The sequence below is a fragment of the Breoghania sp. genome (genome assembly GCF_963674635.1).
In the GTDB taxonomy this organism is placed as follows: domain Bacteria; phylum Pseudomonadota; class Alphaproteobacteria; order Rhizobiales; family Stappiaceae; genus Breoghania.
The window spans coordinates 931,305-957,566 of record NZ_OY771475.1; the positions used below are offsets into that span (position 1 = coordinate 931,305).

General features: G+C 62.5%; 21 protein-coding genes. 13 read left to right on the plus strand and 8 right to left on the minus strand.

Annotated features, from left to right (window positions below):
• Positions 1 to 262: 262 nt before the first annotated feature.
• From fabD to gmk, 7 genes are all read left to right on the plus strand, one after another.
• Positions 263 to 1,213, plus strand: a complete 951-nt coding sequence (gene fabD, locus ABGM93_RS04150) for an ACP S-malonyltransferase (RefSeq protein ID WP_321503768.1) — start codon at positions 263 to 265, stop codon at positions 1,211 to 1,213.
• 18 nt (positions 1,214 to 1,231) lie between these two features.
• Positions 1,232 to 1,969, plus strand: a complete 738-nt coding sequence (gene fabG, locus ABGM93_RS04155; RefSeq protein ID WP_321503770.1) for a 3-oxoacyl-[acyl-carrier-protein] reductase — start codon at positions 1,232 to 1,234, stop codon at positions 1,967 to 1,969.
• A 303-nt stretch (positions 1,970 to 2,272) separates the two neighbouring features.
• Positions 2,273 to 2,509, plus strand: coding sequence for an acyl carrier protein (locus tag ABGM93_RS04160; protein ID WP_107990059.1), 237 nt, complete (start codon positions 2,273 to 2,275; stop codon positions 2,507 to 2,509).
• A 72-nt stretch (positions 2,510 to 2,581) separates the two neighbouring features.
• Positions 2,582 to 3,847, plus strand: coding sequence for a beta-ketoacyl-ACP synthase II (gene fabF / locus ABGM93_RS04165; RefSeq protein ID WP_321505730.1), 1,266 nt, complete (start codon positions 2,582 to 2,584; stop codon positions 3,845 to 3,847).
• Between the two features lie 324 nt (positions 3,848 to 4,171).
• On the plus strand, positions 4,172 to 5,512 hold the full coding sequence (gene mltG, locus ABGM93_RS04170; RefSeq protein WP_321503772.1) for an endolytic transglycosylase MltG: 1,341 nt from the start codon (positions 4,172 to 4,174) through the stop codon (positions 5,510 to 5,512).
• 201 nt (positions 5,513 to 5,713) lie between these two features.
• Positions 5,714 to 6,598, plus strand: coding sequence for a YicC/YloC family endoribonuclease (locus tag ABGM93_RS04175; RefSeq protein ID WP_321503774.1), 885 nt, complete (start codon positions 5,714 to 5,716; stop codon positions 6,596 to 6,598).
• Between the two features lie 5 nt (positions 6,599 to 6,603).
• Entirely contained in the window at positions 6,604 to 7,263 is a 660-nt protein-coding gene (gmk, locus tag ABGM93_RS04180) for a guanylate kinase (RefSeq protein WP_321503776.1), read from the plus strand.
• Positions 7,264 to 7,278: 15 nt separating this feature from the next.
• On the opposite strand, the gene rsmA is transcribed toward gmk, so the two are convergent.
• The 6 genes from rsmA to ABGM93_RS04210 form a co-directional block, all read right to left on the minus strand.
• Positions 7,279 to 8,124, minus strand: a complete 846-nt coding sequence (gene rsmA, locus ABGM93_RS04185) for a 16S rRNA (adenine(1518)-N(6)/adenine(1519)-N(6))-dimethyltransferase RsmA (protein ID WP_321503778.1) — start codon at positions 8,122 to 8,124, stop codon at positions 7,279 to 7,281.
• Positions 8,124 to 9,128 (minus strand): 4-hydroxythreonine-4-phosphate dehydrogenase PdxA, encoded by a 1,005-nt coding sequence (gene pdxA / locus ABGM93_RS04190; RefSeq protein WP_321503780.1) that lies wholly within the window; start codon positions 9,126 to 9,128, stop codon positions 8,124 to 8,126. The genes rsmA and pdxA overlap by 1 nt, the downstream gene beginning before the upstream one ends.
• A gap of 8 nt (positions 9,129 to 9,136) precedes the next feature.
• Complete coding sequence (locus ABGM93_RS04195; RefSeq protein WP_321503782.1) at positions 9,137 to 10,045, minus strand: SurA N-terminal domain-containing protein; 909 nt, start codon at positions 10,043 to 10,045, stop codon at positions 9,137 to 9,139.
• 304 nt (positions 10,046 to 10,349) lie between these two features.
• A complete protein-coding gene (locus ABGM93_RS04200; RefSeq protein WP_321503784.1) occupies positions 10,350 to 12,644 on the minus strand; it encodes an LPS-assembly protein LptD in 2,295 nt (764 codons plus the stop codon).
• A gap of 122 nt (positions 12,645 to 12,766) precedes the next feature.
• Entirely contained in the window at positions 12,767 to 13,861 is a 1,095-nt protein-coding gene (gene lptG, locus ABGM93_RS04205) for an LPS export ABC transporter permease LptG (RefSeq protein WP_321503786.1), read from the minus strand.
• A gap of 4 nt (positions 13,862 to 13,865) precedes the next feature.
• Positions 13,866 to 15,056 (minus strand): LptF/LptG family permease, encoded by a 1,191-nt coding sequence (locus ABGM93_RS04210; RefSeq protein WP_321503788.1) that lies wholly within the window; start codon positions 15,054 to 15,056, stop codon positions 13,866 to 13,868.
• 446 nt (positions 15,057 to 15,502) lie between these two features.
• Between ABGM93_RS04210 and ABGM93_RS04215 the strand changes: the two genes are divergently transcribed.
• The 3 genes from ABGM93_RS04215 to ABGM93_RS04225 all read left to right on the plus strand — a co-directional run bounded on the left by ABGM93_RS04215 (position 15,503) and on the right by ABGM93_RS04225 (position 18,762).
• A complete protein-coding gene (locus ABGM93_RS04215) occupies positions 15,503 to 17,008 on the plus strand; it encodes a leucyl aminopeptidase (RefSeq protein ID WP_321503790.1) in 1,506 nt (501 codons plus the stop codon).
• A 530-nt stretch (positions 17,009 to 17,538) separates the two neighbouring features.
• Positions 17,539 to 17,988: a DNA polymerase III subunit chi gene (locus tag ABGM93_RS04220; RefSeq protein ID WP_321503792.1), complete on the plus strand. Its 450-nt coding sequence runs from the start codon at positions 17,539 to 17,541 to the stop codon at positions 17,986 to 17,988.
• Positions 17,989 to 18,054: 66 nt separating this feature from the next.
• A complete protein-coding gene (locus tag ABGM93_RS04225) occupies positions 18,055 to 18,762 on the plus strand; it encodes a class I SAM-dependent methyltransferase (RefSeq protein WP_321503795.1) in 708 nt (235 codons plus the stop codon).
• A gap of 4 nt (positions 18,763 to 18,766) precedes the next feature.
• Here ABGM93_RS04225 and xth read toward each other — a convergent pair whose 3' ends face one another.
• Positions 18,767 to 19,552, minus strand: a complete 786-nt coding sequence (xth, locus tag ABGM93_RS04230) for an exodeoxyribonuclease III (protein WP_321503797.1) — start codon at positions 19,550 to 19,552, stop codon at positions 18,767 to 18,769.
• A gap of 158 nt (positions 19,553 to 19,710) precedes the next feature.
• On the minus strand, positions 19,711 to 20,070 hold the full coding sequence (gene erpA / locus ABGM93_RS04235) for an iron-sulfur cluster insertion protein ErpA (protein WP_321503801.1): 360 nt from the start codon (positions 20,068 to 20,070) through the stop codon (positions 19,711 to 19,713).
• Positions 20,071 to 20,379: 309 nt separating this feature from the next.
• Between erpA and ABGM93_RS04240 the strand changes: the two genes are divergently transcribed.
• From ABGM93_RS04240 to ABGM93_RS04250, 3 genes are all read left to right on the plus strand, one after another.
• Positions 20,380 to 21,612 carry a deoxyguanosinetriphosphate triphosphohydrolase gene (locus tag ABGM93_RS04240; protein ID WP_321503803.1) on the plus strand — a complete coding sequence of 411 codons (1,233 nt, stop codon included), beginning with the start codon at positions 20,380 to 20,382 and terminating at the stop codon, positions 21,610 to 21,612.
• A 97-nt stretch (positions 21,613 to 21,709) separates the two neighbouring features.
• Positions 21,710 to 23,476 carry an arginine--tRNA ligase gene (gene argS, locus ABGM93_RS04245; protein WP_321503805.1) on the plus strand — a complete coding sequence of 589 codons (1,767 nt, stop codon included), beginning with the start codon at positions 21,710 to 21,712 and terminating at the stop codon, positions 23,474 to 23,476.
• Positions 23,477 to 23,570: 94 nt separating this feature from the next.
• Positions 23,571 to 26,192: an SPOR domain-containing protein gene (locus tag ABGM93_RS04250; RefSeq protein ID WP_321503807.1), complete on the plus strand. Its 2,622-nt coding sequence runs from the start codon at positions 23,571 to 23,573 to the stop codon at positions 26,190 to 26,192.
• Positions 26,193 to 26,262 lie beyond the last annotated feature (70 nt).

Sequence of the window (26,262 nt, forward strand, 5' to 3'; positions counted from 1 at the left end):
AGATGGCTCGGAAACGGGCACAACCTTCCGTTCAGCCCCCAGCCGGGGTTCGTTCGAAGCGGTGTCTATACGCTTTTGCTCCGGAAATTCAATGCAAAAATCGCGAAAAACCGTCGCGAGCCCGGCTGCGGACTTGACATGCGCCCCCTGTCACCGCTCATAAGCCAGGCTTCCCGCTCAGCGAACGCGTTGCGCAAGGGGGCTGACGCTCCGCATGAGGCGGGCGCATGGATGACACGAAAGAACGGGATCTTCAGTCCTCATGAGCATCGCATTTACCTTCCCCGGTCAGGGGTCGCAGTCGGTTGGCATGGGCAAGGCGCTCGCTGACGCCTTTCCGGAAGCACGGGCGGTTTTCGAAGAGGTGGATGACGCTCTGGGCGCTTCGCTCAGCAAGATCATGTGGGAAGGGGATGCCGAAGAGCTCACTCTGACCACGAACGCGCAGCCCGCCCTCATGTCGGTGAGCATCGCCGCAATGCGGGTTCTGGAAGCGCGCGGGCTGGACCTCAAGGCTTCCGTCGCCTATGTCGCGGGCCATTCGCTGGGTGAGTATTCCGCGCTTGCCGCTGCCGGGAGTATCGGGCTTGCCGATACGGCGCGCCTTCTGCGTACGCGCGGGCAGGCGATGCAGGAAGCCGTGCCGGTGGGCGTGGGCGCGATGGCGGCCCTGCTGGGGCTCGATTTCGAAGCGGCTGTGGAAATCGCGGCGGAAGCCGCCGATGGGGATGAGGTCTGCGAGGCCGCGAATGACAACGCGCCGGGGCAGGTGGTCATCTCCGGGCACAAGGCTGCCGTGGAGCGCGCGGTGGAGCTGGCCAAGGCCAAGGGCGCGAAGCGGGCCTTGATGCTGCCGGTGAGCGCGCCGTTCCATTGTTCTCTGATGAAGCCTGCCGCCGACGTGATGGCGGCGGCCTTGGGGAATACCGAAATTCTGGCTCCGGCCGTGCCGCTGGTTGCCAATGTTCTGGCGGCTCCGATCTCGGATCCCGCGGAAATCGGCAACCGTCTGGTGGAACAGGTTACGGGTCGGGTGCGCTGGCGCGAATCCGTTGAGTGGATGGCGCAGAACGGCGTCACCACGATCGTCGAGATCGGTTCCGGCAAGGCCCTGACGGGCATGGCCAAGCGGATCGAGAAATCACTGGAGGCGATCGCGGTCGGCGGCGCCGAGGACATCGATGCGCTCCTTGAGCGTATCGGCAAGGAATAGAAAGAGAGAGAGGCTCTCATGTTCGATCTTACCGGAAAGACCGCGCTGGTTACCGGAGCGACTGGCGGCATCGGCGAGGCGATCGCGCGCACCCTGCATGCGCGGGGCGCGACCGTGACGCTGTCGGGGACCCGTCAGGAAAAGCTTGATGCGCTCGCTGCCGATCTGGGGGAGCGGGTTCACGTGGCCGCCGCCAACCTGTCTTCGCGTGAAGCGGTGGACGGTCTGGTTCCTGCTGCCGAGGCCGCAATGGGCGGGCTCGACATTCTGGTCAACAACGCTGGCATCACCCGCGACAACATCTTCATGCGCATGAAGGATGAAGAGTGGGACCAGGTGCTTGAGGTGAACCTCACCTCGATCTTCCGCATCACCCGCGCGGCGATCAAGGGCATGATGAAGCGCCGCTATGGCCGCATCATCGGCATTACCTCCATCGTCGGCGTGACCGGCAATCCGGGGCAGGTGAACTATTCCGCCGCCAAGGCCGGCCTTATCGGCATGTCCAAGTCGCTTGCCCGGGAAGTTGCCAGCCGCAACATCACGGTCAACACGATCGCGCCGGGTTTCATCGCAACCGCAATGACGGACGAGCTGAACGAGAAGCAGCGCGAGGCGATTCTGCAGACCATTCCGGCCGGTCGACTTGGCACCGGTGACGAGATCGCGAGTGCGGCGTTGTATCTTGCCAGCTCCGAGGCCGGTTACGTCACTGGCCAGACGATCCACGTCAATGGCGGCATGGCAATGATCTGAGCTGCGTTTTCCTTTGTTTTGAAAGTCTTCCAAAGTCTTCAAAAGGCCGCCTTGGCGCGGCTGGTAAAGGAAAAAAAAGTGTGTTACCTAGCCGCCGGCTGATTGATACGCCGCCGGCTGGGTTGGGCCGGGTAAAGGCAGGACCTAACGGCCCGATTATTGCGATCCGGACGGGACACTCGGGATGTTCGCATCGTCCCGTCGTTCGGATCTCGCAATCGGTGCTAAACAACATGCTGGTTGTGCCCCATCTCATGGGTGGCCAGTTATTCAGTGTCTTGAGGACCATCAGGGAAACCGAAAATGAGTGATATTGCTGAGCGCGTTAAGAAGATCGTGATCGAACACCTCGGTGTCGATGCGGAGAAGGTTACGGACAACGCGAGCTTCATCGACGATCTGGGCGCGGACAGCCTCGACAACGTCGAGCTGGTCATGGCCTTCGAAGAAGAGTTCGGCGTTGAAATTCCGGACGACGCGGCTGAGACGATTCAGACCGTTGGCGACGCGGTCAGCTTCCTTGAGAAGAACTCCGCGTAAAAACGGAAATTGTGCGGGCGGGTGCCTGAGGGCCCCGCCTGGACAGATTTTCTTCGCTTTGGAAGGAAGATGATGAGGCGTGTAGTCGTCACAGGTCTGGGTATGGTGACGCCGCTTGGTTGCGGCGTTGATGTCACCTGGTCCCGGATTCTGGAAGGGCGTAGTGGGGCCGGCCGGCCCGATTCGTTCGAAACCTCCGATCTCGCCTGCCAGATCGCCTGCGAAGTTCCGCGTGGCGACGGGTCTGACGGGACGTTCAATCCTGACGATTGGATGGATCCGAAAGAGCAGCGCAGGGTGGATGATTTCATCGTCTATGCCGTGGCTGCAGCCGATCAGGCTCTGGCCGACGCGGGCTGGAAGCCGGAGACCTATGAAGATCAGATCCGCAGCGGCGTTCTGATCGGGTCCGGCATCGGCGGCCTTCTCGGCATCGAGCAGGCATCGATCCAGCTCAAGGAGAAGGGGCCGCGCAGGATCAGCCCGTTCTTCATTCCCGGCCGTCTGATCAACCTGTGCTCCGGTCACGTCTCGATCAAGCACGGGCTCAAAGGCCCCAATTCTGCAGTCGTAACGGCTTGCTCGACCGGCGCACATGCGGTCGGTGATGCCGCGCGGCTCGTGGCTCTCGGCGATGCCGACGTCATGGTCGCGGGTGGTTCGGAATCTCCGATCGGTCGTCTGGCGCTTGCCGGCTTTGCCGCTTGCCGTGCGCTTTCCACCGGCTTCAACGATGATCCCCAACGCGGCTCGCGTCCCTATGACAAGGATCGCGACGGATTCGTCATGGGCGAAGGTGCCGGTGTTGTCGTGCTGGAAGAGTACGAGCACGCCAAGGCCCGCGGAGCCAAGATCTATGCCGAGGTTATCGGCTACGGCATGTCTGGCGACGCCTATCACATCACCGCGCCGTCCGAGGACGGCGATGGCGCTTACCGCTGCATGCAGGCCGCGCTGAACCGGGCCGGCATTTCTGCGGCGGACGTCGATTACGTCAACGCCCATGGCACCTCGACGCCGCTGGGTGACGAGATCGAGCTGAACGCCGTGTCGCGCCTGATCGGCGACGATGCTGCCAAGCTCACGATGTCCTCGACGAAGTCGTCGATTGGCCATCTGCTGGGTGCGGCCGGTGCGGTCGAGACAATCTTCTCGGTGCTCGCGATCCGCGACAATGTGGCGCCGCCCACGATCAATCTCGACAATCCGTCCGTCGAGACCGCGATCGATCTGGTGCCGCACAAGCCCAAGCACATGCCGATCAATGTCGCGCTGTCGAATTCCTTCGGCTTCGGCGGCACGAACGCTTCGCTGGTTTTCCGACGCGTCTCCGAATAGGGACGCAGTCCTGGATTGATAAACTGCCCGCTACCGGCAATCCGGTTGCGGGCAGTTTTGTGTTACAGGGGCCTTTCGCGCGACGTCGCGGTCTTGTCGGTGGACAAGCGCCCATCGCGTCCGCGCACCCGGAATTTGACACATTCGAACGGCAAATCAGCGTTTGGAAACCGGCTCTGACCTCACTCGAATCCCCGCCGCGGCGACGTCAAGGCGGAGGGATGAGGACAAGCCGGGAAAGAGATCGTCGCACGTCCTGATATGTGTTTTCACGGGCGAGCGGCTTGCTCTAAAGTGTTGTCGTCAAACAGGTAGACCGTGCAGATGCAAGATTCGCCAGATCCCTCTGACGAGCACAAGAACGATTCCACTGCTGCGGGCGCATCGCGAAGCGATGATGCGCAGTATGGCGAAGATGTGAGCGATACGCCGATGCGATTGGCGCCGAAAAGCCCGCGTGAGGCCATCCAGCCTGAACGCGTTCCCGAGCCACCCCCGCGTTCGCGTCATGCGCGCAATCCGGTGGTCGTCTTTCTGAATTTCATGCTGACCTTTGCCGTTCTCAGCGTCATCGCGCTCGGTGGGATGCTCTATTGGGGCAAAGTCACCTTCGACAGCACCGGCCCGTTGACCAAGGAAACCGCGGTCGTCGTTTCGCCTGGCTCCGGACTGGAAGCCATTTCAAACCTGCTTGCGCGCAATGACGTGATCGAGCAGCCTTGGGTGTTCATGGGTGGTGTTCAACTTTACAAGAACGCCAGCAAGCTGAAAGCGGGTGAGTATCTGTTCCCCGCCGGGATTTCCATGAACGGCGTCATGAACATGCTGGTGGAAGGTAAGGCGATCCAGCACGCGATCACCATTCCGGAAGGGTGGACCAGCGCCCAGATTGTGGAGCGGGTCAAGAACGATCCGGTGCTGCTCGGTGACCTGAATGAGGTTCCTGCCGAAGGCGCGTTGCTCCCGGAAACCTATGCGTTCACACGCGGGACCACGCGCAAGGAGATGATCGAGCGCATGCGGGTCGCCCAGGATAAGGCGCTTGCCGAGATCTGGCAGCGGCGCAGCGAAGGCTTGCCCGTCAAGACGCCCGAAGAGCTGGTGACGCTCGCTTCCATCGTGGAAAAGGAGACCGGCAAGGCGGATGAACGTCCCCGTGTGGCCGGGGTTTTCGTGAACCGGCTGAACAAGAATTGGCGGCTGGAATCCGATCCGACCATTCTCTACGGCCTCTATGGCGGCGATGCCTGGACGCGCGCGCGCACCATTCGCAAGAGCGAAAAGGATGCGCCGAACCGCTACAATACCTACCAGATCCGCGGTCTCCCGCCGGGGCCGATTGCCAATCCGGGACGTAAGGCGATGGAGGCTGTGGCCAACCCTTCGCGCACGAAGGACATGTTCTTCGTTGCCGACGGCACCGGCGGTCATCTGTTCGCCGAGACCATTCAGCAGCACAATCGCAACGTCTCTCGCTGGCGCGAAGTGGAGCGCAATCGCCAGGAAGAAGCCAAATCCGCCGAAGAGGCGGAAGCAGCGGAAGCTGCGAAAGCCGCCAAGGACGCCACTGAGGCCGAAGTCGACGATCTGGCCGGCAGCGCACCGCCGAAGACCGCGAACGGGATGATCTCGCCCGCCGCAAAGCCCGAGGGCGGGGCGGAATAGACGAGACGATTGCCTGCGGTTGCGGCCCCGATTGCCGCAACCGATTTCCCATGGTGTGCGGCGATTGCGGGATCGGCAAGGCCGGTCCGTGTCCGCGCGTAGGCAAAAGCGGTTGCCGGGTTGGCTGGAATCGGCGACACCCAACGGGCGTCGACCGAGCCGGTCGGTACCGCCATTGCCCAATATGAAAGACAGCTTCCGATGACCCTTGCCAGCATGACCGGTTTCGCCCGTTCACAGGGCGCCCATGGCTCAATTCGCTGGACCTGGGAGCTTCGTTCGGTCAACGGCAAGGGGCTGGACACGCGTCTGCGCCTCGGCAACGGCTTTGACGCTCTTGAGCCCGCCATTCGCAAGGCCGTCGGCGCGACGCTGTCGCGCGGCAATGTCAGCATCACGCTTTCCGTTCACCGCGAAGCGGGCGACGCGGTTCCGCGGGTGAATGACGAAACGCTGGAGGCGGTCATCAAGGCGCTTGAGATCGTGCGTGAGCGCGCTGGGGTCGGCCCGGCGACAGCCGAGGGCATTTTGGGGTTTCGCGGTGTTTTCGAGATCCAGGAAAGCGAGTTGAGCGAGGAGGAGGTTGCCGACCAGCACAAGGCGCTTCTCGCCTCCTTCGACGAGGCGCTTGCGGGTCTCGTTGCCATGCGGCGCAGCGAGGGAGCTGCCGTGGCAGCCGTGATCTGCGGTCACATCGATCGCATCGACAATCTGACGGATCAGGCGGAGAACTGCCCGGCGCGGACGGTCGAAGCCATCCGCGCGCGACTCGCCGATCAGGTCAGAGCGCTGGTGGCGCATGAAAATTTCGACGAGGGACGGCTCTATCAGGAAGCGGCGATGCTGGCGACCAAGGCCGATATCCGCGAAGAACTCGACAGGCTTAAGGCCCATGTCGCGGCTGCGCGCGCGTTGCTGGCGGGCGGCGGGCCGATTGGGCGCCGGTTCGATTTCCTCGCCCAGGAATTCAACCGCGAAGCCAATACGCTTTGTTCCAAATCCAATGACACGTCGCTGACGGCGATCGGGCTCGATCTCAAGACGACCATCGATCAGCTGCGCGAGCAGATCCAGAACCTGGAATAGATCCCATGACGTCCAGCCCGAATGTTTCTTCTCCGGCTCTTGCAACGCGCAGGGGGCTCATGTTCGTCCTGTCTTCGCCGTCGGGCGCGGGCAAATCGACCATCGCACGCAGCCTGTTGGAATCGGACCGCGAGCTGGAACTGTCGGTCTCCGTCACGACGCGTGAACGTCGGCCGAGCGAGATCGACGGTGTGCATTACCACTTCATCTCCACCCGCCAGTTCAAGGGCATGCTTGAAGAAAGCGAGCTTCTGGAATCGGCTGAAGTGCACAGCAACTTTTATGGCACCCCGCGCGGGCCCGTCCTCCAGGCGCTGGAATCGGGGCGCGATGTGCTCTTCGATATCGACTGGCAGGGAACGCAGCAGCTGGTCGAGGCGGCGAAGGATGATGTGGTTTCCATCTTCATCCTGCCGCCGTCCATGAAGGAACTTCGTTCGCGGCTGGAGCGTCGGGCGGAGGATTCAGCGCAAGTCATCGAGCGCCGCCTCAACAATGCGCGCTCCGAGATCGAGCACTGGAACGAATATGATTACGTGCTCGTCAACGAAGACCTGGATGCGACCTTTCAAGAAGTGGCCACGATCCTGCGCGCAGAACGTCGGCGCCGCGTGCGCAATCCGGGGATCGAGGCTTTCGTGGCCGGACTTCAGAAAGAAAAATAGGCCCGTGTCTCGTGCTCAGCCCTTCAAGGCTGCGGCATAGACATTGGCGAGGCTGACGAAGCCCTCCACCGGGATTTCCTCCGCCCGTGCCGTGGGGATCAGACCCGCTTCCTCGATCAGAGCGACCGTATCTCCACCCAGGTGCTTCAGGGCTGCGCGCAGCATCTTGCGGCGCTGGCCGAAGGCTGCCGTCGTCACACGCGCCAATGCCTTGATATCGCAGGCAAGCGGTTCGGCGCGCGGGACGAGGTGGACGACCGCGGACGACACCTTGGGCGGTGGCGTGAAGGCCTGCGGAGGCAGATCCAGCACGATATCGGCCTGTGTGCGCCAGCCTGCAAGGACCGAGAGGCGGCCATAGGCCTTGTCGCCAGCCCTGGCCACGATGCGATCGGCGACTTCCTTCTGGAACATCAGCGTCAGCGACCCCCAGAATGGCGGCCATTCGCCTTCAAGCCAGCCGGTGAGAAGGGGCGTCCCGACATTATAGGGCAGGTTCGCGACGATGCGCGTGGGGCCATCGACGAGCGCCGGCATGTCCACGCTCAGGGCATCGCCTTCGATGACTTCGAGCCGATCCGGATAGGCGGCGGCGATTTCCGCGAGTGCGGGAATGCAGCGGCGGTCCTTCTCGATTGCGATGACCTTCTTCGCGCCCTCGGCCAGAAGGCCGCGTGTCAGGCCGCCTGGACCCGGGCCGACCTCGATCACCGTCACCCCTTCCAGCTTGCCGGAGGCGCGGGCGATGCGCGCGGTCAGGTTCAGATCGAGCAGAAAGTTCTGTCCGAGCGACTTGCGGGCATCCAGCTCAAAGGTGCGGATAACGTCGCGCAGAGGGGGGAGGTTGTCGATTTGGGCCATTAGCCGGTGGCGCCCTTGGCAAGAGTGTCAGCAAGACGGATGGCCGCGATCAGGCTGTCGGGGCGCGCGATGCCCTTGCCCGCAATATCGAAGGCCGTGCCGTGGTCGGGAGAGGTTCGCACGAAGGGAAGGCCCAGTGTGACATTCACCGTCTCGTCAAAGGCGATGGTTTTCACCGGGATCAGGGCCTGGTCATGATAGGCGCAAAGGGCCGTATCGTATTGTTTGCGCGCGCGCGCATGGAAGAGCGTGTCGCCTGGATGCGGCCCTGTGATGTCGATGCCCTCAGCGCGCAGAATGGCGACCGCCTTGCGAGAGACGGTCTCATCCTCCATACCGATGGTTCCCCCTTCGCCGGCATGCGGATTAAGCCCTGCGAGCGCAAGACGCGGCGAGGAGATACCGAAGCGTTCCTTCAGATCGCGCGCGGTAATCCGGGCAACGGTGCAGATCCGCTCCACAGTCCAGGCGGCCGGGATATCGGCAATCGGGATATGGACCGTAACGGGCACGGTGCGCAGGTCCGGACCGGACAGCATCATGACCGGGTCGGCGGGCGCGCCGGGCCAGAAGCGTTCGGACAGCGCGCCAAGAAACTCTGTGTGGCCGGGAAAGGCGAACCCGGCCTCGTAAAGCGACTTTTTCGTAATCGGCGCTGTCACGACGCCACTGGCGCGTCGATCCCGGATATGGGTGACCGCCGTCTCAATGGCTTCCACGACCGCCGCAGGCGAGGCCGGAGCCTGCGCACCGATGCCGTGGGCGGCGGTGTTTTCAAGTGCGAAGACGGGAAGGGCGGTGTCGAAGCTGTCGCTTGCGGCTTCCGGCGCGCATTCGACAATGGGGACATTCACACCCAGAAGGCGGGCGCGCGCGCGCATCATTGCCGGGTCCGCCAGCACGTAGAATGCGGGAAGATGGTGTTGCTTGCGCGCCGACCATGCGGCCAGCAGCAATTCAGGGCCGATCCCGGCGGGATCGCCCATGGTGACGGCCAGCGCCATGGGCGGCCTCAGCGGTATTCGATGACGGCGTCGCGGCGCAGGTCGCGAATGTAGCGGCGGGAGAGCATCTGCCCTTCCTTGTTCCGCAATTCATCCTCGATCTCGCTGCGCAGCTCAAGATTGCTCGTAATCTCACGCTTCTTGCAAACGGCATAGGTCTCAATGCCATTGCCCGTCTCCACGGGCCGGCTCAGGCGGCCGACTTCCACATCCGCGAGCAATTTGTTCATCTGCTCGGGAAGCTCCGGCGCCATGCGAACACCAACGGGCTTGACGACGACCTCTTTCAGTCCCTCTGCCAGCTTCACGCCGTCTTCGCAGGAGGTGAACCGATTGCGAAGCTGGTTGGCTTCCTGCTTGCGGCGGGCCTTCAGACCGGCGGACCCGTTCTTGGGAACCACGAAGATGATCTGGGTCAGGGTGTATTCGAGGGTCTTGTTGTCGTCCTTGGCCTTGTCCTGCTTCAGCATTTCCGCAAGCACGTCCTGCTCGGAAATGTTGATCTGGGACCGGAAGCGGCTGCGCACGACGTTGAGCCAGATCATCTCCATGCGGATGCGCTGCTTCAGCGTGTCGGGATTGACCCCGGACTGGCGCAGCGCCTTGCCAAGCTGGGAGGCTGACATCTTGGTCCGCCGGGCGATATTTGAGAAGGCTTCATCGACCCGCGCATCCGATACGCTGACACCGCGGCGCTTGGCTTCCTGTGCCTTCAATCGTTCGTCAATCAGTTCTTCCTGCGCCATGCGGCGGGCAACGCCGGCCGACTTGCGGGCGGTGAGCTGGATCAGGCGCGCGCGCTGGTCGATGTCGTAGGAGGTGATCGGCTGATCGTTGACGATGACCTTGATGCTTGTGGCCGCTTGAGCCGGGGACTGGACGAGCGGGCCGAGCGAGCATGCAACGGCCAAAGCCATTGCAACGGTGCGCGCAACGGCAATCCAGCGCCGTACAGTCGCCTCTCGCGCGGGGCGCCCTGCTGGGATTGCAGTCGTCGGCATCATCTCACGTCTCCCTTGTCCTGTTTCCCGCCCGACCGGGCGCGCACCCGGCGCGGCCCGTTTGAGGCTGGCGGCTCTCGTTCCTGTCGCCTCTGCGGCGCTGCGTCAGATTTTCGTTGCCCTTACGGTGTGGCGAAATCGCGGCGCCAACGCGCCGGGAACGCCGAAACATAAAGCAGATCGCCAGATTTGGGAAACACCCTGGATGTTTCTGCGGAGCCTAACGGTCGGCGCTGGTCGAAACCTGCGTATCGCCCAGCGTCCGCAGACCGATGCGCAGATAGATCGTCTTGTCGACCGGGTTGCCATCATTGCGCGAGCGGTCTTCCGCATAAGCGAGCGATGCGGAGAAACCCTCGTCATCGTAGCCGAGGCCGATCGCGTCGCGAACCGTTGTGGAATTGCGCAGATCGTAACGCACGGATCCGAACACCCGCCAGTTCGTCAGCAAGCGCAGCGAACCCGCCCCAAGGATTTCCTCGCGATCACTATTGATCCCCTGAGCGGGCTTGGCGCCGAGGAAGGCGTAGGCCAGCGTTGCGGTGACAGGACCGCTTGTCCCGCTTGCCTGAACCTCTGCCCGGCGAACCGCGAAGTCATGGTTGTCGAACCGGGCGCGAGCACCGAAGCGCATGCCGAGATTGGTGTCGAAATACACCCGCGACACATAATCGGAATCGCCCGATTCCAGACCGGAATTGTTGCCGGTCGCAAGCACGTCGCTTTCCGCGTAGGAGTTCGTTCCGGCGATGTGGAAGGAACGACCAATCATGGCATTGACCGAGCCCAGGCCGCGGAACTGACCATTATACTGGAAGCCCACATTGGTGCGCGTGCCGCCTTCGGAGCGGTCGTAGCCGGAGAACTTGTCCCACTGGAACAGGTTTGTGTCGTCGAAGACGAGGCTTTGGGCGTCGTCATTCGGCAGTTCGCCGACGCGTTGTTCGGACGGACGGACGATGATTTGCGCGATCGGCTCGATCACATGCCTGCCGAAGGAAGAGGAGATCAGGAACGGATAGCGGTAGTCGAGCCCGACGGCCGGCATGGCGCGCGCAACAAAAGCATCATCGGTCAGCGTGGAGACGTTCTTGTCGGCCGACTGCAGGAAGTAGAGATCCGCCTTCACATAGGCGAAGGGCGTGAACATCTGACCGATCGGATCGATCAGGGTGCGCCGCCACTGGCTCTTCAAGGTGGTCCGCGTGAATGTGCCTTCCACGCCCCGGAAGCGGCGGATGCCGTTATAGGCGAAGGCGTCCGTTTCGTCGCGCGTCAGGCTCGTCAGGTTGCCTGCGAAGGAAAGCTCGCCGCCAACCACAGGGTCGGCCCAGATATAGCTGTAGTCGACGACCGGGTGCACGACCGGCTGCTTGGACTGCAGTTTCGAACCGACTTGCGAGAAAGGAGCGCCCGCGTTCGGATCCGAGGCGTCCGGATCGTCTTCCTGGGTGACCTGGAACGAATAGGCGCGGATATCGAAATGGTTCCGCTCGCTGAGTCCCGTCAGATAGACGGTGGAGGTCAGGGAATCGCTTTCGCTATCGATCTTGTAGTCCTTGACGAAGGCTCGGTCGGAGACGCGCGACAGGTCCCAGCCCCATTTCCAGCGGCTGTTGAGGTTGAATTCACCCTTGGTGTTGACGAAGCCGCGCCACTGAATGTCGCCGCTCGATCCGGAGAAATTATGCGGGTTCTCCTGATGAAGGCCGGCGGCCTTGATAGAGTATTTGCCGGTTTCCAGCATGTGACGCCATTCGCCTTCCAGCAGCACACCCTGCTTGGAAAGGGGCGTTGCGGAGAAGGTCAGGTCGCGGTCCGGACCCAGAACCCAGTGATAGGGAATGGAAACGCCAACGCCGATCTTGTCGTCATAGACAGTGGTCGGCATCAAGAAGCCGGACTTGCGTCGCACGGTGGGATCGGGATGCGACATGAACGGGAGATAGGCAATCGGCACACCCCAGAACTCAAGCTTCGCGCCTTCGTAATAGACTGTGCGTTCCTTCTCCTTGTGTACGATCTTCGTCGCCTTGATGCGCCACAGCGGCGGTTTGCCGGGCGGGTTGGTCGGCTTGGTGTAGACCGTGTAGGTGCCGTTGTTGAACGTGGTGGTTTCGCCATCGACACGCTCGGCGCTTTCCGCGGTAAAGCGGGTGCGCTGGATGGTTTCGATGCGAAGCTGACGCGCGAACCCGTCACGGAAATCGTCGCTCAGTTCCAGCGAGTCCGTGACGATCACGTTTCCGCCGGGCTCGGTCAGGCGGACATTGCCGACTGCGAAGAGCTTCGCGTTCTTGCGATCCAGCGTGACGCGGTCGGCCTCAAGGGCATTGCCGTTGTAATAGATCTGGACGTTGCCAATCGCGGAGACCACGTCCTTGTCGAAATTGTACTCAAGTTCCGTCGCTTCCAGCAGCATCTGTGTGCTGGGATCGGCGTCACGGGTGAGGACGTTTTCGAGGGTGGGCGTGCCGGAGGACTGCGCGCGCACGTGAGCTGGCGCGCTCGCCATTACGGCAAGCACAGCACAAACCGATATCGACGCACGCAAGGCCATCTTGCGTCGGGACGTCACGTCCCGGCCGGCGCGTCGACCATCGACCCTTTTGGGCGGAAGAACGGACATGCCAGACACTAGCCGTCCTCCTGGTGCAATAGGATCGTAAAGCCCATCAATGTCGCAACTATCCCCGGAGACCACGCGGCGACAGCCGGGGAGATGATTCCGGCACCGCCAAGATCTTTAGTAAGCTCGGTGAGCACATAAAGCACGAAACCCGCTGTTATTCCACCCAGAATCATCTTTCCCAAACCACCAAAACGCGACACGCGCAGCGAAACGGCTGCTGCAATCAGCACCATGGCAGCCAGCAGGAGCGGACGGGCGTACAAGGTTTCGTATTGCAGACTGTAGCGGTAGGCTGGCAAACCGGCGCGTTCGGCCAGTTCGATGAGGCGCGGCAGGTCCCAGAAGGAGACCGAATCGGGGGATGCGATGCTCTGGCGCACCTCCAGAGGGCCGAGATATGTGGAGACAAGATAGGATTCGTAACGGCGCGGATCGTCATCAGCGGTGTAGACGACCGCATTCTTCATATCCCACGTACCATTTCCCAGAATCGCTTCCTGCGCCTCGACGCGCTCCCGGAAGACGCCGTTGCGGTCAAAAGCGAAGACTGTGACGCCGTAAAGGTGCAGCCCCTGATCGGTAGATTGGCTGGCGCGCAGGATCGTTTCCCCATCGCGTCCGTCCTGTCTGAGCCAGGCGTTGCTGGAGGCTTGCAGCAGGACCTTTTCCTGATCCCCGAAAATCTCGACGGAAAGCCGGTCGGAACGGTCCTTCAAAGCCACGGCGAGGGGGTTATAGGCCACGACCGCAAGCGTTCCGATCGCCAGGGCCACGACCATGGCAGGCGTCGCAAATTGCCAGATCGACATGCCGGCCGCGCGCGCGATCACCAGCTCTAGGCTGCGGCTCAGGGTCACAAAGGCCATGATCGCGCCGAACAGCGTGGCGAAGGGGAGGACTTGTTCCAGCAAGACCGGAATGCGCAGCAGCGACACCATCGCGATGGTGAAGACGGAGAACCCCTCCTTGTCCGCCGAGCGTCGCACCAGCTCCAGAAAATCAAAAATGAAGATCAGCACGGCCGCAAAGGCGAACAGCCCAAGGATCGACACGACAAATCGGGTGGCGAAATAGCGCCAGAGGGTGGCTCCGACCATCATGGCCTCACGCCCTCCCGTTCGCGAAACGTGCCGTCACGCGTTCGGCAGCTTTTTCAACCGCGTCCACGATGGTTTGCGCAAGGCGTCCCAGGAAGCGCATCCATACGGGTTTTGTATCGGAAAGCGCCACGCGCGCAGACAGGGCGATGATCGCCAGCGGAATGAGATAGACCACGAAGACCAGGCTTGCATTGGTGACCACCATGTTGGTGGCGCCGAAGCCCGCGACGCGGGCGAGGATACAGCCGAACAGCGCACCGAGGACGCCCGTGTGGCGGCTCTGGCGCGTGGTGCGCGCCTCGCCGAGGAAGGCGAAGACGATGAAGCCGAAGGTCAGCGGATAAAGGGCGATGGCCAACCGGTCGTGGATTTCGCCGCGGAATCGGTCCGCGTAGCGGCGGTAGTATTCATCGTCGGGAGACGGGTTCAGAAGCTCCAGGAACGTGCGTTCCGATGGCTTGAAGACGGGAGTGGAGGTCTGCGGCATGAGGCTCGTCAGGTCGAAAGCATAGGATTCGAACTTCACGATGGAGATCGCGCCGTTATCATTGTTTCGCCGCTGGATCGTGCCGTCATGCATCACGAGAAGCATGCGACCGCTGATTTCCGCAACCTGTCCTCTCTGCGCCAGGTAGGTGAAGGTTGTCTCCGGATCGCGCCGATCGTCCATCATCAGGCTGTCGAGTGTGCCGTCTCCGGAACGGTTGCGGATGTGGAAGGTCAGGCCGTCATCGACCTGAATGAACCGGCCTGGACGCACGATGTTGGCGACGAGATCGACGCGCACGCGGGTGATCTCCTCGCGAAGCAGGGCGAGACTGGTCGGTGCGGCCCAGAGCGAGGAAATGAGGGTCAGCACGCTGAGGATCCCCGCAAAGGCAAGCACGGGTTTCAGCACTTTGGTCTTCGAGGCCCCGGTGGCGTTGATGACGACCAGCTCATTGTCGCTGTTGAGCGCATTCAGAACGATGATGAGCGTCAGGGCAAAGGCGAAGGGAGCCACGATCACGCCCAGGAAGGGCAGGGCGAGCATGGTCATTTTCAGGAACTGGATGATGGTCTGGCCCTTGGCCGTCACGAGGTCGAGCCGACGCAAGGCCTGCGTCGCCCACACGACGCCGATCATGGCGCCGAAGGCAAGCAGGAATGTGCCCGAGATCCGTCTCAGGATATATCGCTCGATCGTATGCATCATTCATCCGAGGGCCGTCCCGTTCGCGGCCCGGGGTGTAAAAAAGGGGGCGTGCGGATGCACGTCGATGTCGCTGCATTCCCCAACGCAACTACATCTTCTGAGTGTGACCCGCTCCGCTTCGTCGCCCCCTGGCAACATGCGCGCAAACCGGATCACAGGCCGCATGAAGAAGTGCCATCCCCCTGGACTTCTTCGCGCGACGACACCGTGAAGAGGCGGTTTTCTCCATTCTCCCAGTGTCGGACCCAATTAGCATCATTATGGGTGAAGAGGCTCTCAAGAAACAGGGTTAATAATCTCTTGCCCGCGGTGTGTTGCCGTTGAGGCGCAGTCTCGCGCAGGGGCATTTCGTCCCTTTGTCCGATCTTCCGGCCTTTGCCAATTGGGCGACGGTGTCCTATGTCTGACGGCGAGAATTTGAACACACGAGGTGTGGATACCCGATTATGTCAGAGCTTCCGAACATCAGTTTTTCCAAGCCGTCTGCGCCCAAGAAGGGCGTTGCCGTTGTCTTCGTCGATGACACGCTTGCACTGGGCAGTGCAGCCAGCGAGCTGGACGCAGCCACCGACGGCGCCATCACGCGCGCCATGAAAGTCGCAGACTTCAAGGGCGCTTCCATGGCGAGCCTCGATATCGTGGCGCCCGCGGGCGTCAAGGTCGACAGAATCGTCGTCGTGGGAATGGGCAAGACTGCCAAGCTCGTCGAATATGACTGGCTGCGTCTCGGCGGTGCTGCGATGGGGGCCGTTTCGGCGGCCAAGGCCGATCATGCCAGTTTCCATCTGGAACGCGCCGACGGCGAGGCGGTGACCGCCGAACAGGCCACCGATGTCGCGCTTGGCGCAAAGCTCCGCGGATATTCCTTCGACAAGTACAAGACGCTCAAGAAGGATGAGGAGAAACCCAAGGAGAAGGCAGCGAAAATCTCCATCTGCGTGGAGGCTCACGGCGCGGCTGACGATCTGTGGAAGACGCAGGAAGCTGTCGCGGACGGTGCGATTCTCGCCCGCGATCTGGTCAACGAACCCGCCAATGTGCTCGGCACCGAGGAATTCGCCCAGAAGGCCAAGGAACTTGAGAAGCTTGGCGTCGAGGTCGAGATCCTGGGCCAGAAGGAAATGGCCAAGCTCGGCATGAACGCGCTTCTGGGGGTCGCCCGCGGGTCCGTGCGGCCTCCGAAGCTGGCGATCATGCAGTGGAAGGGTGGCAAGGCGAAGGCGCAGCCGATTGCCTTCGTGGGCAAGGGCGTTGTCTTCGACTCCGGCGGCATCTCCATCAAGCCCGGCGCTGGCATGGAAGAGATGAAGGGCGACATGGGCGGGGCAGCCGCCGTGACCGGCCTGATGCATGCGCTTGCCGGGCGCAAGGCGAAGGTCAACGCCATTGGCGTCATCGGTCTTGTAGAGAACATGCCCGATGCCGACGCCCAGCGTCCGGGCGATATCGTCACCGCCATGTCGGGGCGCACGATTGAGGTAATCAACACCGATGCGGAAGGCCGTCTCGTGCTGGCCGATGCGCTGTGGTACACGCAGGACCGCTTCAAGCCCGCCTTCATGATCAACCTTGCCACGTTGACCGGCGCGATCATCATCGCGCTTGGCAATCAGCACGCCGGGCTCTTCTCCAACAATGACGACCTGTCTGCGCGTCTCACCGAAGCCGGTCTGGCGACGGGTGAGAAGCTGTGGCGCATGCCGATCGGTCCGGAATACGAGAAGCTGATCGAAGCGAAATTCGCCGACATCAAGAACACCGGCGGACGGCCTGCGGGCTCGATCAGCGCTGCGCAGTTCCTCCAGCATTTCGTGAATGACGTGCCCTGGGCGCATCTCGATGTGGCGGGCACGGCCATGGGCTCGCCGGAAACCGAGATCAGCAAGGGCTGGGCGTCGGGCTTCGGTGTGCGTCTGCTCGACCGACTGGTGCGCGATCACTACGAAGGCTGAGAGTCTTTTTGCGAACCGGCAGCGAATGCCGGTTCGCCTTAAACATGAAAAAAGCCCGCTTCACCATTGGCGAAGCGGGCTTTTTGCTAGCTGTCCCTTTGGGGGCACCAATTGGGCGATTCAGCAGGCCTTGTAGGCCTGGCAGGCGCTTGCTTCATCCGTCAGAACCGCACCGACACCGGTCACGGCACCGGCAAGGCCGGCAACGAGGACGAAAAACAGGCAAAAGCGAAGCAGCATGATCTATTCCTGAAAGCACATACATACGGCAGGCAAACGCGCCGCACGGCGATTGGTTCATAATCGGAATCATCTGGCCGGTGCAAGCCGCGCAATGCTGGCCTCGGGGCGTGTCTATTGCGTTAACGATGCGCGGATGCAACAGAAAAAGTATCGCTTTGCGCCATTGCCGCAATGTTCCCAACGTCATGTTGCCCACGTGCCGCACTCATGCGATCACGGCTGAGGGCTGTCCGACAGGTTCGTCGCCGGGGCGGGGTGTCTGTCGCAAACTCGATTCGAGGTCTGTCGTGAGCGAAGTGCTTTTTTACCATCTTCAGGGGCGGACGCTGGAAAGCGTGGTCAGTGACCTTCTTGAAAAATCGCTGGAGCGCGGATGGCGGGCCGTCGTGCAAACGGGCAGCGCGGAGCGTCGCGATGCGCTGGACAGCTATTTGTGGACCTATCGCGAGGATTCCTTTCTCCCTCACGGCACGCCGGCCGATGGTGAGGCGGAGGCCCAGCCGGTTTTCCTGACCGATGGGCCGGAGAACCCAAACTCGGCCAATGTCCGTTTTCTTGTGGACAGGGCCGCCGTTCCCGATCTCGCGCCCTATGAGCGGGTCGTTTTCATATTCGATGGCAATGATGAGCAGTCGATCGGCGATGCCCGCCTGCGCTGGCGCGAAGCGAAGGCGGCTGGCCACACGGTCACCTACTGGAAGGAAAACGAGCGCGGCGGGTTTACGAAAATGGCTTGAAGCCCACATTACCGTTCCAGAATATGAACGGGCCACGGGTGAGGGGCCGATAAACGGGAGGGGATCATGGACGACGTTCATGAGGACAAGGACTTCATGTCGCGACGCGGATCGGCGGTTGAACGCCTTGATGCCGTCACCGGCACGAAGGGAGGCGATCCTGCGGACCGCAAGGCCTGGTTCGAAGAAGTCTATCGCACGGCAAATGACGATCCGGCCGCCGTGCCCTGGGCGGATCTTGCGCCCAAGGAGACGCTGCTGGAGTGGTTGGCCGAACACCCGGGGCAAGGTCGGCGCGCGGTCGATATCGCGTGCGGGCTTGGCGACAACGCGCAGGCGCTTGCCGAGGCGGGCTGGTGCACGTCCGCCTTCGACTTCGCCCCGGATGCCATTTCATGGGCGAAGCGGCGTTTTCCCGATACGTCTGTCGACTACCTGGTTGGCGATCTCTTCGCGCTGCCGCCGCACTGGCGGGACGCGTTCGATCTCGTCCATGAATGCTATACGCTTCAGGCGCTGAACGGGGACATGCGCGCGGCGAGCTTTGCGGCGGTGGCGGGGCTGGTAAAGCCCGGTGGCCGCCTGTTGGTCATCACCCGCGTCCGACCCGATGAAACCGAGGCGGATGGCCCGCCCTGGCCTTTGACGCCAAAGGAGCTCGCCAACTTCACGGAGCTCGGTCTTGAGGAGGATTCGAGCCTCTTTTATGACGTGCGTCGGCCGGATGGGCGCGTCATTCCCCATCTTCGCATCGTCTACCGCAAACCCGCATAGCGGCTTATTCGACGTCGAGATCGATCCAGACCGGCACGTGGTCGGAGGGCTTTTCCCAGCCGCGCACGTTGCTATCGACTTCGCAGGCTTTCAGCCGGTCGGCGGCCTGCGGCGAAAGCAGCAGGTGGTCGATGCGGATGCCGTTGTTCTTCTGCCAGGCGCCTGCCTGATAATCCCAGAACGTGTAACGGTCGCCGCCGTCATGGCAGGCACGAAGCGCATCGGTGAGGCCGAGGTTTTTCAGCGCGCGGAAAGCCTGTCGGCTCTCGGGCTGAAAGAGCGCGTCATTCACCCAGCCATCGGGGTTGCGGGCGTCTTCTGGCTCCGGGATGACGTTGTAGTCGCCCGCAAGCACGAAGATTTCCTCTTCGGCCAGCAGCGCACGGGCGCGGCGTTCCAGCCGCTCCATCCAGGCGAGCTTGTAGGGGAATTTGGGCGTGTCGATCGGGTTGCCGTTGGGCAGGTAGAGGCTGGCCACGCGCACCTCGCCGCAAGGCGCGGAGATCACGCCTTCCAGATAACGGGCCTGCTCGTCCGCATCATCGCCGGGAAGGCGCGGGCTGACCTCCACAAACGGCGTTTTGGACAGGAGCGCCACGCCATTGAACCCCTTCTGGCCGTGGGTTTCGACGTGATAGCCGAGTTCCTCGAACCGCTCGCGCGGAAAGCCCTCGTCGATGGATTTGATTTCCTGAAAACAGGCGACGTCCGGCTCGGCTTCCTTCAGCCATGCGAGAGCGGTGTCGATACGGGCCTTGACGCCGTTGATGTTCCAGGTCGCGATCTTCATGGGCTTCCATCCGTTGTTCGCTCACGCAAGTAGCATGGGGAACCGGACTCGGGCCAGCCGGAATAGGGCAGGACAGGGCTGTCCTGCCGCAGGTTTGGTTCCGGGCGGGGGCAATGTCCGGGCAGGGCGCGGACAAGGATTGCCCTGCCTGGGGCCGCTCAGATGGAGAAACTGGTTCCGCAACCGCAGCCGGCAGTGGCATTGGGGTTCTTGATCTGGAAGGACTGGCCGATCAGGTCGTCCACGAAATCGATCACCGAGCCTTCCATATAGGGCAGGGAGACGGAATCGATCAGCACGGTTGCGCCGTCCTTTTCCAGCACAAGGTCATCGTCCGCGCGGGTGGTGACCAGTTCGTAGACGTATTGGAAGCCCGAACAACCGCCGCCTTCCACGGAGACACGGAGCATGGTGCCCGGCTCTTCCTTGGCCACGATCTTGCAAATGCGGCGCGCGGCCGAGTCGCTCAGCGTGATAGATGCGGTTTCGGGCGTGTCGATTTCGGCAGCTGTGGTCATAGTCGTCGATCCGTGTGAACGTGCTGGCCTCGTTTGCCCTCTTGTCACCCTGGACGGCCGGGCAAATGACTGCGCCCGCTTGCGCGGACTTACGCATGTCATGCCTTGCGTGCTAGGAACCCAGCGCATTTCGCGTATCCGTTTGAACGATACGCGCCAGAACAGCCTAGCCTGATGGTGGCAAGTGGGCCTCGTTGCTCCGCAATATAGGGCAGGCGCCTGCGATCAGAAAGGTCGGGGGGGAATGGAATGGCTCGCGGGGCGACAGAAGTCTGTCCCGCGCAGGTCTTCACAGCGACGGAGAACGATATGACGGCGGGTTTGTCCCATGCGCAGCTTGGCTTCGGTTCACAGGAGCGCGCGCCTTACGCCGTCGACCCGGCCCATAGCCGCGGGCGCCTCATTCCGGAAGGGGCAAGCCCGACGCGAACGCCCTATCAGCGCGACCGTGACCGCATCATCCATTCCACGGCCTTTCGCCGCCTCAAGCACAAGACGCAGGTCTTCGTCTATCACGAGGGCGATCATTTCCGCACCCGGCTGACCCATTCCATCGAGGTTTCGCAGATTGCCCGTGCCATTGCCCGTGCCCTGCGCCTTGATGAGGATCTGGCCGAGGCTCTGGCGTTGGCCCACGATCTCGGCCACACGCCTTTCGGCCACGAGGGCGAGGATGTCATGGCCGTGTGCATGAAGGATCACGGCGGCTTCGATCACAATGCCCAGAGCCTGCGGATCGTGACCTCGCTGGAGCGCCATTATGCCGAGTTCGACGGGCTGAACCTGGCGTGGGAAACGCTGGAAGGTCTCGTCAAGCACAATGGTCCGCTGACGGACCGGAACGGTGTTCGTCTCGGCAAGCATGCAGGGGAGGAGCTTCCGCTCGCCATTCGCGACTATCCGGCCCATGAGGGGCTGATGCTGTGGTCCTGGCCATCTGCGGAAGCGCAGGCGGCCGCCATTGCCGACGATATCGCCTATGATGCACATGATCTCGACGACGGGTTGCGCGCCGGGCTCTTCCGGCTGGAGGACCTGACTGGTGTGCCGCTGGTGGGCGAGATCCTGGCCGAAGTCGATGCGCGTTATCCGGGACTTGAGACGCCGCGGCGCATTCACGAGGTGAAGCGCCGGGTGATCACACGAATGGTTGAAGATGTGATCGGGGAAGCGCAAGATCGCCTGATGAAGCTCGGTCCGCTTTCGGCCGATGACATTCGCAAGGCCGGTCATGCCGTCGTGTGCTTCTCGTCAGCGATGGCGGAAGCGGAAGCCGGCGTGAAGACCTTTCTCTTCGAGCGCATGTATCGGCATGAGGACGTGCTTGCGGTTCGCAAGAAGGTTGCGGGCGTTGTGCGTGATCTCTTCAGCCATCTGGTGGCCTTTCCGCAGACCATGCCAAGCGAATGGGCGATGGGGCTGCCGGAAGCGGGCGAAGAGGTCCTTTACCGCCGTGTTTGCGACTATATCGCGGGCATGACGGATCGATATGCCATCGATGAACATCGCAGGCTGTTTGACGATACCCCGGAATTGCGATAGGCGAGCGCGGCCAGCGAGCGGTTGTGAGGCTTGCGGCCCGTGATACGGTCTTTCGCGCCTGCCCGTCAGGGCGCGCTCAATAAGAATAGTTGGTCCGATGAACGTTTTTGCCGAATTCGCCGAACGTGTGCGCGCCATTGTGCGCAATCTCGATCTCTCCGCCGACCTGGGCGACGCCGATCTGGCGCGCGTGGTGGTCGAGCCGCCGCGCGATCCGGCCCACGGTGATCTTGCGACCAACGCTGCGCTGGTGCTGGCAAAGCCCGCCCGCATGAAGCCGCGCGATCTGGCGGAGAAAATCGTCGAGGGTCTGAAGGCCGACGGTGACGTGGAGACGGTGGAGATCGCCGGGCCTGGATTCGTCAATTTGCGTCTGAAGCCGGTTTTCTGGACGGGCCTGCTGGGCAAGATCCTCGCCGAGGGGCTCGACTATGGTCGTGGCACGGCAGGCGCCGGCATGCCGGTAAACGTGGAATATGTCTCCGCCAATCCGACCGGCCCGATGCATGTGGGGCATTGTCGTGGCGCGGTGGTGGGCGATGCGCTGGCAAGCCTGCTGGATTTCGCAGGCTATGACGTCACCCGCGAATATTACATCAACGATGCTGGCGCGCAGATCGACGTTCTGGCGAAATCCGCCTATCTGCGCTACCGCGAGGCGCTGGGTCAGGAGATCGGCGAAATCCCGTCGGGCCTTTATCCGGGCGACTATCTCGTGCCGGTTGGCAAGGCCTTGGCGGATGCCCATGGCGATGCGCTTCTATCCATGGATGAAGCGGACTGGATGCCGATTGTTCGAGATGCATCCATCGACGCGATGATGGCGCTGATCCGCGCGGATCTTGAAACGCTGAATGTGCGTCATGACGTGTTCTTTTCCGAGCGCAAGCTGCATGCGCGCCCGGAGGGCGGCTCGTCCGAAATCGACGCCATGCTGGAAGAGCTTCGCGCGCGCAATCTGGTCTATGAGGGCAGCCTGCCGCCGCCCAAGGGCCAGCTGCCGGAAGACTGGGAAGACCGCGAGCAGACGCTTTTCCGCGCCACCGATTATGGCGACGACATCGATCGTCCTTTGAAGAAGTCGGACGGGGCCTATACTTATTTCGCGGCGGATGTGGCCTATTTCCGCTCGAAGTTCCTGCGCGGCTTCAAGCAGATGATCTACATCCTCGGCGCGGACCACGGCGGCTATGTGAAGCGGCTGGAGGCCGTCGGGCGCGCCGTTTCCGGCGGCGAGGCGCAGGTGATCGTGCGGCTGTGCCAGCTTGTGAAGCTGTTCCGCGGCGGCGAGCCGGTGCGCATGTCCAAGCGCTCGGGGGACTTCATCACCCTCCGCGATGTGGTGGAGGAGGTTGGGCGCGATCCCGTGCGCTTCATGATGCTCTACCGCAAAAATGACGCACCCCTCGACTTTGACTTCGCCAAGGTGACAGAACAGTCGAAGGATAATCCGGTCTTCTACGTGCAGTATGCACATGCCCGTTGTGCGTCCGTCTTCCGTCAGGCGGCAGAAGAACTGCCGGGAATCGACCTGTCGGAAAAAGGGCTTGCAACCGCGGATTTCTCCCTTCTTGAGGATCGTGGCGAGCTGGATCTCATCGTCAAGATGGCGGAGTGGCCGCGAATCATCGAGGCGGCTGCCGAGGCTCATGAACCGCATCGACTGGCATTTTATCTCTATGAATTGGCGAGTGCTTTGCACGGGCACTGGAATAAAGGCAAGGATTTGCCTAAATTACGCTTTATTAACGCTGAAGATTCAAAGTTGTCCCTATCGCGTCTATCGCTCGTGCGTTCAGTAGCGATGGTACTGGCTTCTGGTCTGACAGTTCTGGGCGTTGATGCGCCGGATGAGATGCGCTGATCTACGGAATCAGCCAGCGCCAGATGCAGCAATGGTGAGTCACTCGCTCGAAGTGTAGAGTGGCTTGCGGGTAACGAAAGTCTTGCGCTCGTCCATGTCCGAAAGAAAAACGCCCCCGTTCTCCCGCAGCGAAGCGGACGAACAGTTCGCCGATCCGGCTGCGGCCGAAAACAGGCACGGCCAACAGGCCGCGCCCGAGCGGTCGGCTTATGCCGAAGATCCGCTGGTGGAGCTCGCCCGCATCGTCAGCGAATCCGCGCACTTCCCGCAGGGTGGTTCGGGGTCCGAACCTGATCAGGCCGCCTCACGGGGCATGCCGCAACCTCAGGCCCCTCATTCTCAGGCGTCACAGCCTCAGGCATCCCAGCAACCCGCCGCGCCCCAACCTGTGGGGGGCGTTGCGCCTGTGCATACGCCTGCGGACCCGCAGCACTACGAGTTGCCCGATACGTTCAGTTCGGATCTGGAAGCGGAACTGATCGCCGAGCTTGCGCCGGTTTACAGTCCGACCCCCGCGATGCAGCAGGCGCCCTCGATGCAGCAGGCACCGGAAGTGGCTCCGGAGCCCACAGCGCAGCGTACGCAGCCGGTTGCGCGTCATGCGGAAGCGCCGCATGTCGAAAAGCCGATGCCGCGCGCAACGCCTTATGTTCCGGGCTTTCAGCCGCCAGCGCGCGAAGAGCGTGCGGTTCGCCCCCAGGAGCCTGTGGCTCCGGCTCCGGCCCCGACCGCCGGACAGGCTTCAAGCCCCGCGCCCGTCATGCCCAGTGCACCGGTCGCTCCGTCCGTGAGCCCGCAGCCTGTGCAGGCTCAGGTTCAGGCGCCGGTTGCGCGCGCTCCGTCTGTGGAGACGCCCGCCGCCGCACCGCAGGTTGAAGCACCGCGCGTCAATGCGCCTTCGGTTCGGCCTGTGCGGGACGATGATTTCTATTTTGGCGATCCGCTCGCCTATGATCCGTCCGCTGAACTGCCGGATGATACGGCAGCCAATTATGCCGATGCGGCTGCTCAGGCGCTTGAGGCGGCCGTGCAGGAAGAGCTACGTCTTGCCACCCTTGGTGTTCAGGATGTGGGCGCGGATACCACGGGGACCGAACCCGATTTTGGTGATTTCTCGGATTTCCGCGAGCCGGGCTTCGATGATGTCACGCCGGAGCTGGAGCAGAGTGCACCCAATTACGCATCCTCGCTTGAGGCCGGTCTGGGCAGTTCGCGTCTGTCCCTGAGCGACAGCGATCTGCGCGGCAGCTACGATACCGGCTACGCGGCGCCCTATGCTCAGCAGAGTTATCGCGTCGAGCCGGAGCCCGTCGCCGCGGCCCCGATGCAGCCCGAGCCGGTCAGGCCTGAGCCGATCCGCCATGAAGCCGAGCCCGTATCCTCCGGGCAGGGGGGCGTCGAACAGCGTTTCGATGCCGGGCAGATGCAATGGTCTGAAACGGAAGATTTCTACGCGGATGAGCCTGCATATGCGCAGGAGACGTCCTCTCAGGCCTATGGTCAGCCTCAGGCTCAGACGGGTCTGGAGGATGATTTCGATCTCGATGACATTTTCGAGGCCGAACGGGATGCTGCCCCGGCGCGGGTCGAGCATGGGGCCCTGCCAGAACATTCGCGCGCGGAAAAACGCGCGGCGCCGCATGTGGAGCCTCGCCGCAAGGGAATGATCGCAGCGGCCGCCATCGCGGGCCTAGTTGTCGTGGGCGGTGGTGTCTTTGCGATCAGTGGCCTGTTCGGCGATTCCGGAACCAGCGGACCTCCGACGAGGATCATGGCTGAGCCGGGCCCGATGAAGGTCTTTCCGGAAGCGCGGGAAGCCTCCAGTGAACCGTCCCCAAGCAAGGCGATCTATGACCGGGTGGCGGGTGTTCAGCCGCGCGACGAGCAACTCGTTTCCCGCGAAGAACAGCCGATCGCGAATGTCCCAACCACCGATGGCGGGGATGCCCGCACGGTGGGAGGCACGGATACCGCGAGCCCGGCGACGCCCAAACGGGTGCGCACCGTTGTCGTGCGCCCGGATGGGACGATCATCGCCGCGCCGGATCTGCCAGATTCGACGGCAGGCTCCACGGCGACACTCGACACCAACGTTTCCGCCAATGCCGGGGCGAACATCCGCACCGTGGCAACGACCCCGGCTGAGGGCGCTCCTTCGGTTGGTGTGACGACAGGAACGAATGCGGGCGAGCTCCGCGTTGCGACGACGCCTGATGCTTCATCTGCAGGCGAAACAGCCCAGCCGACGCTTTCGATTGCCGATGCGGGGCGTTTGGGAACCACGCTGACGCCGCGCTCCAAGCCGGAGGATGCAGCGGCACTCGCGGCTGCGGCGGCGCCCGCGGTGAGCGCGCCGATCCAGCGGTCCGGCCCGCTTGATCTCACCGGTGGCCAGAATACGGCCGCTCCCGTGAGAACAGCTGCCGCGCCCGCGCAGCCGACAACAACGGCCGCATCCGTGCCGTCTGGCACCTATGTGGTGCAGGTTTCCTCGCAGCGCACCCGCGAGCAGGCGGAAGCGGCTTATACCTCCATGCAGCGGCGCTTTCCGGCCATTCTGGGGAGTATCAATGCGATCTATCCCAGTGTCGACCTGGGCGATCGCGGCACGTTCTACCGGGTTCGGATCCCGGCTGGAAGCCAGGCGGCGGCAATCGACCTTTGCACTCAGCTGAAGGACGCGGGCGGCGACTGCTTCGTGCGCCGCACCGAATAGGCCAGAAGCGGGAAATCCTGCCGGAACCGGCATGAATTGGAGCCTCCGGAAGCCGCGTCTTTCGGAGGCT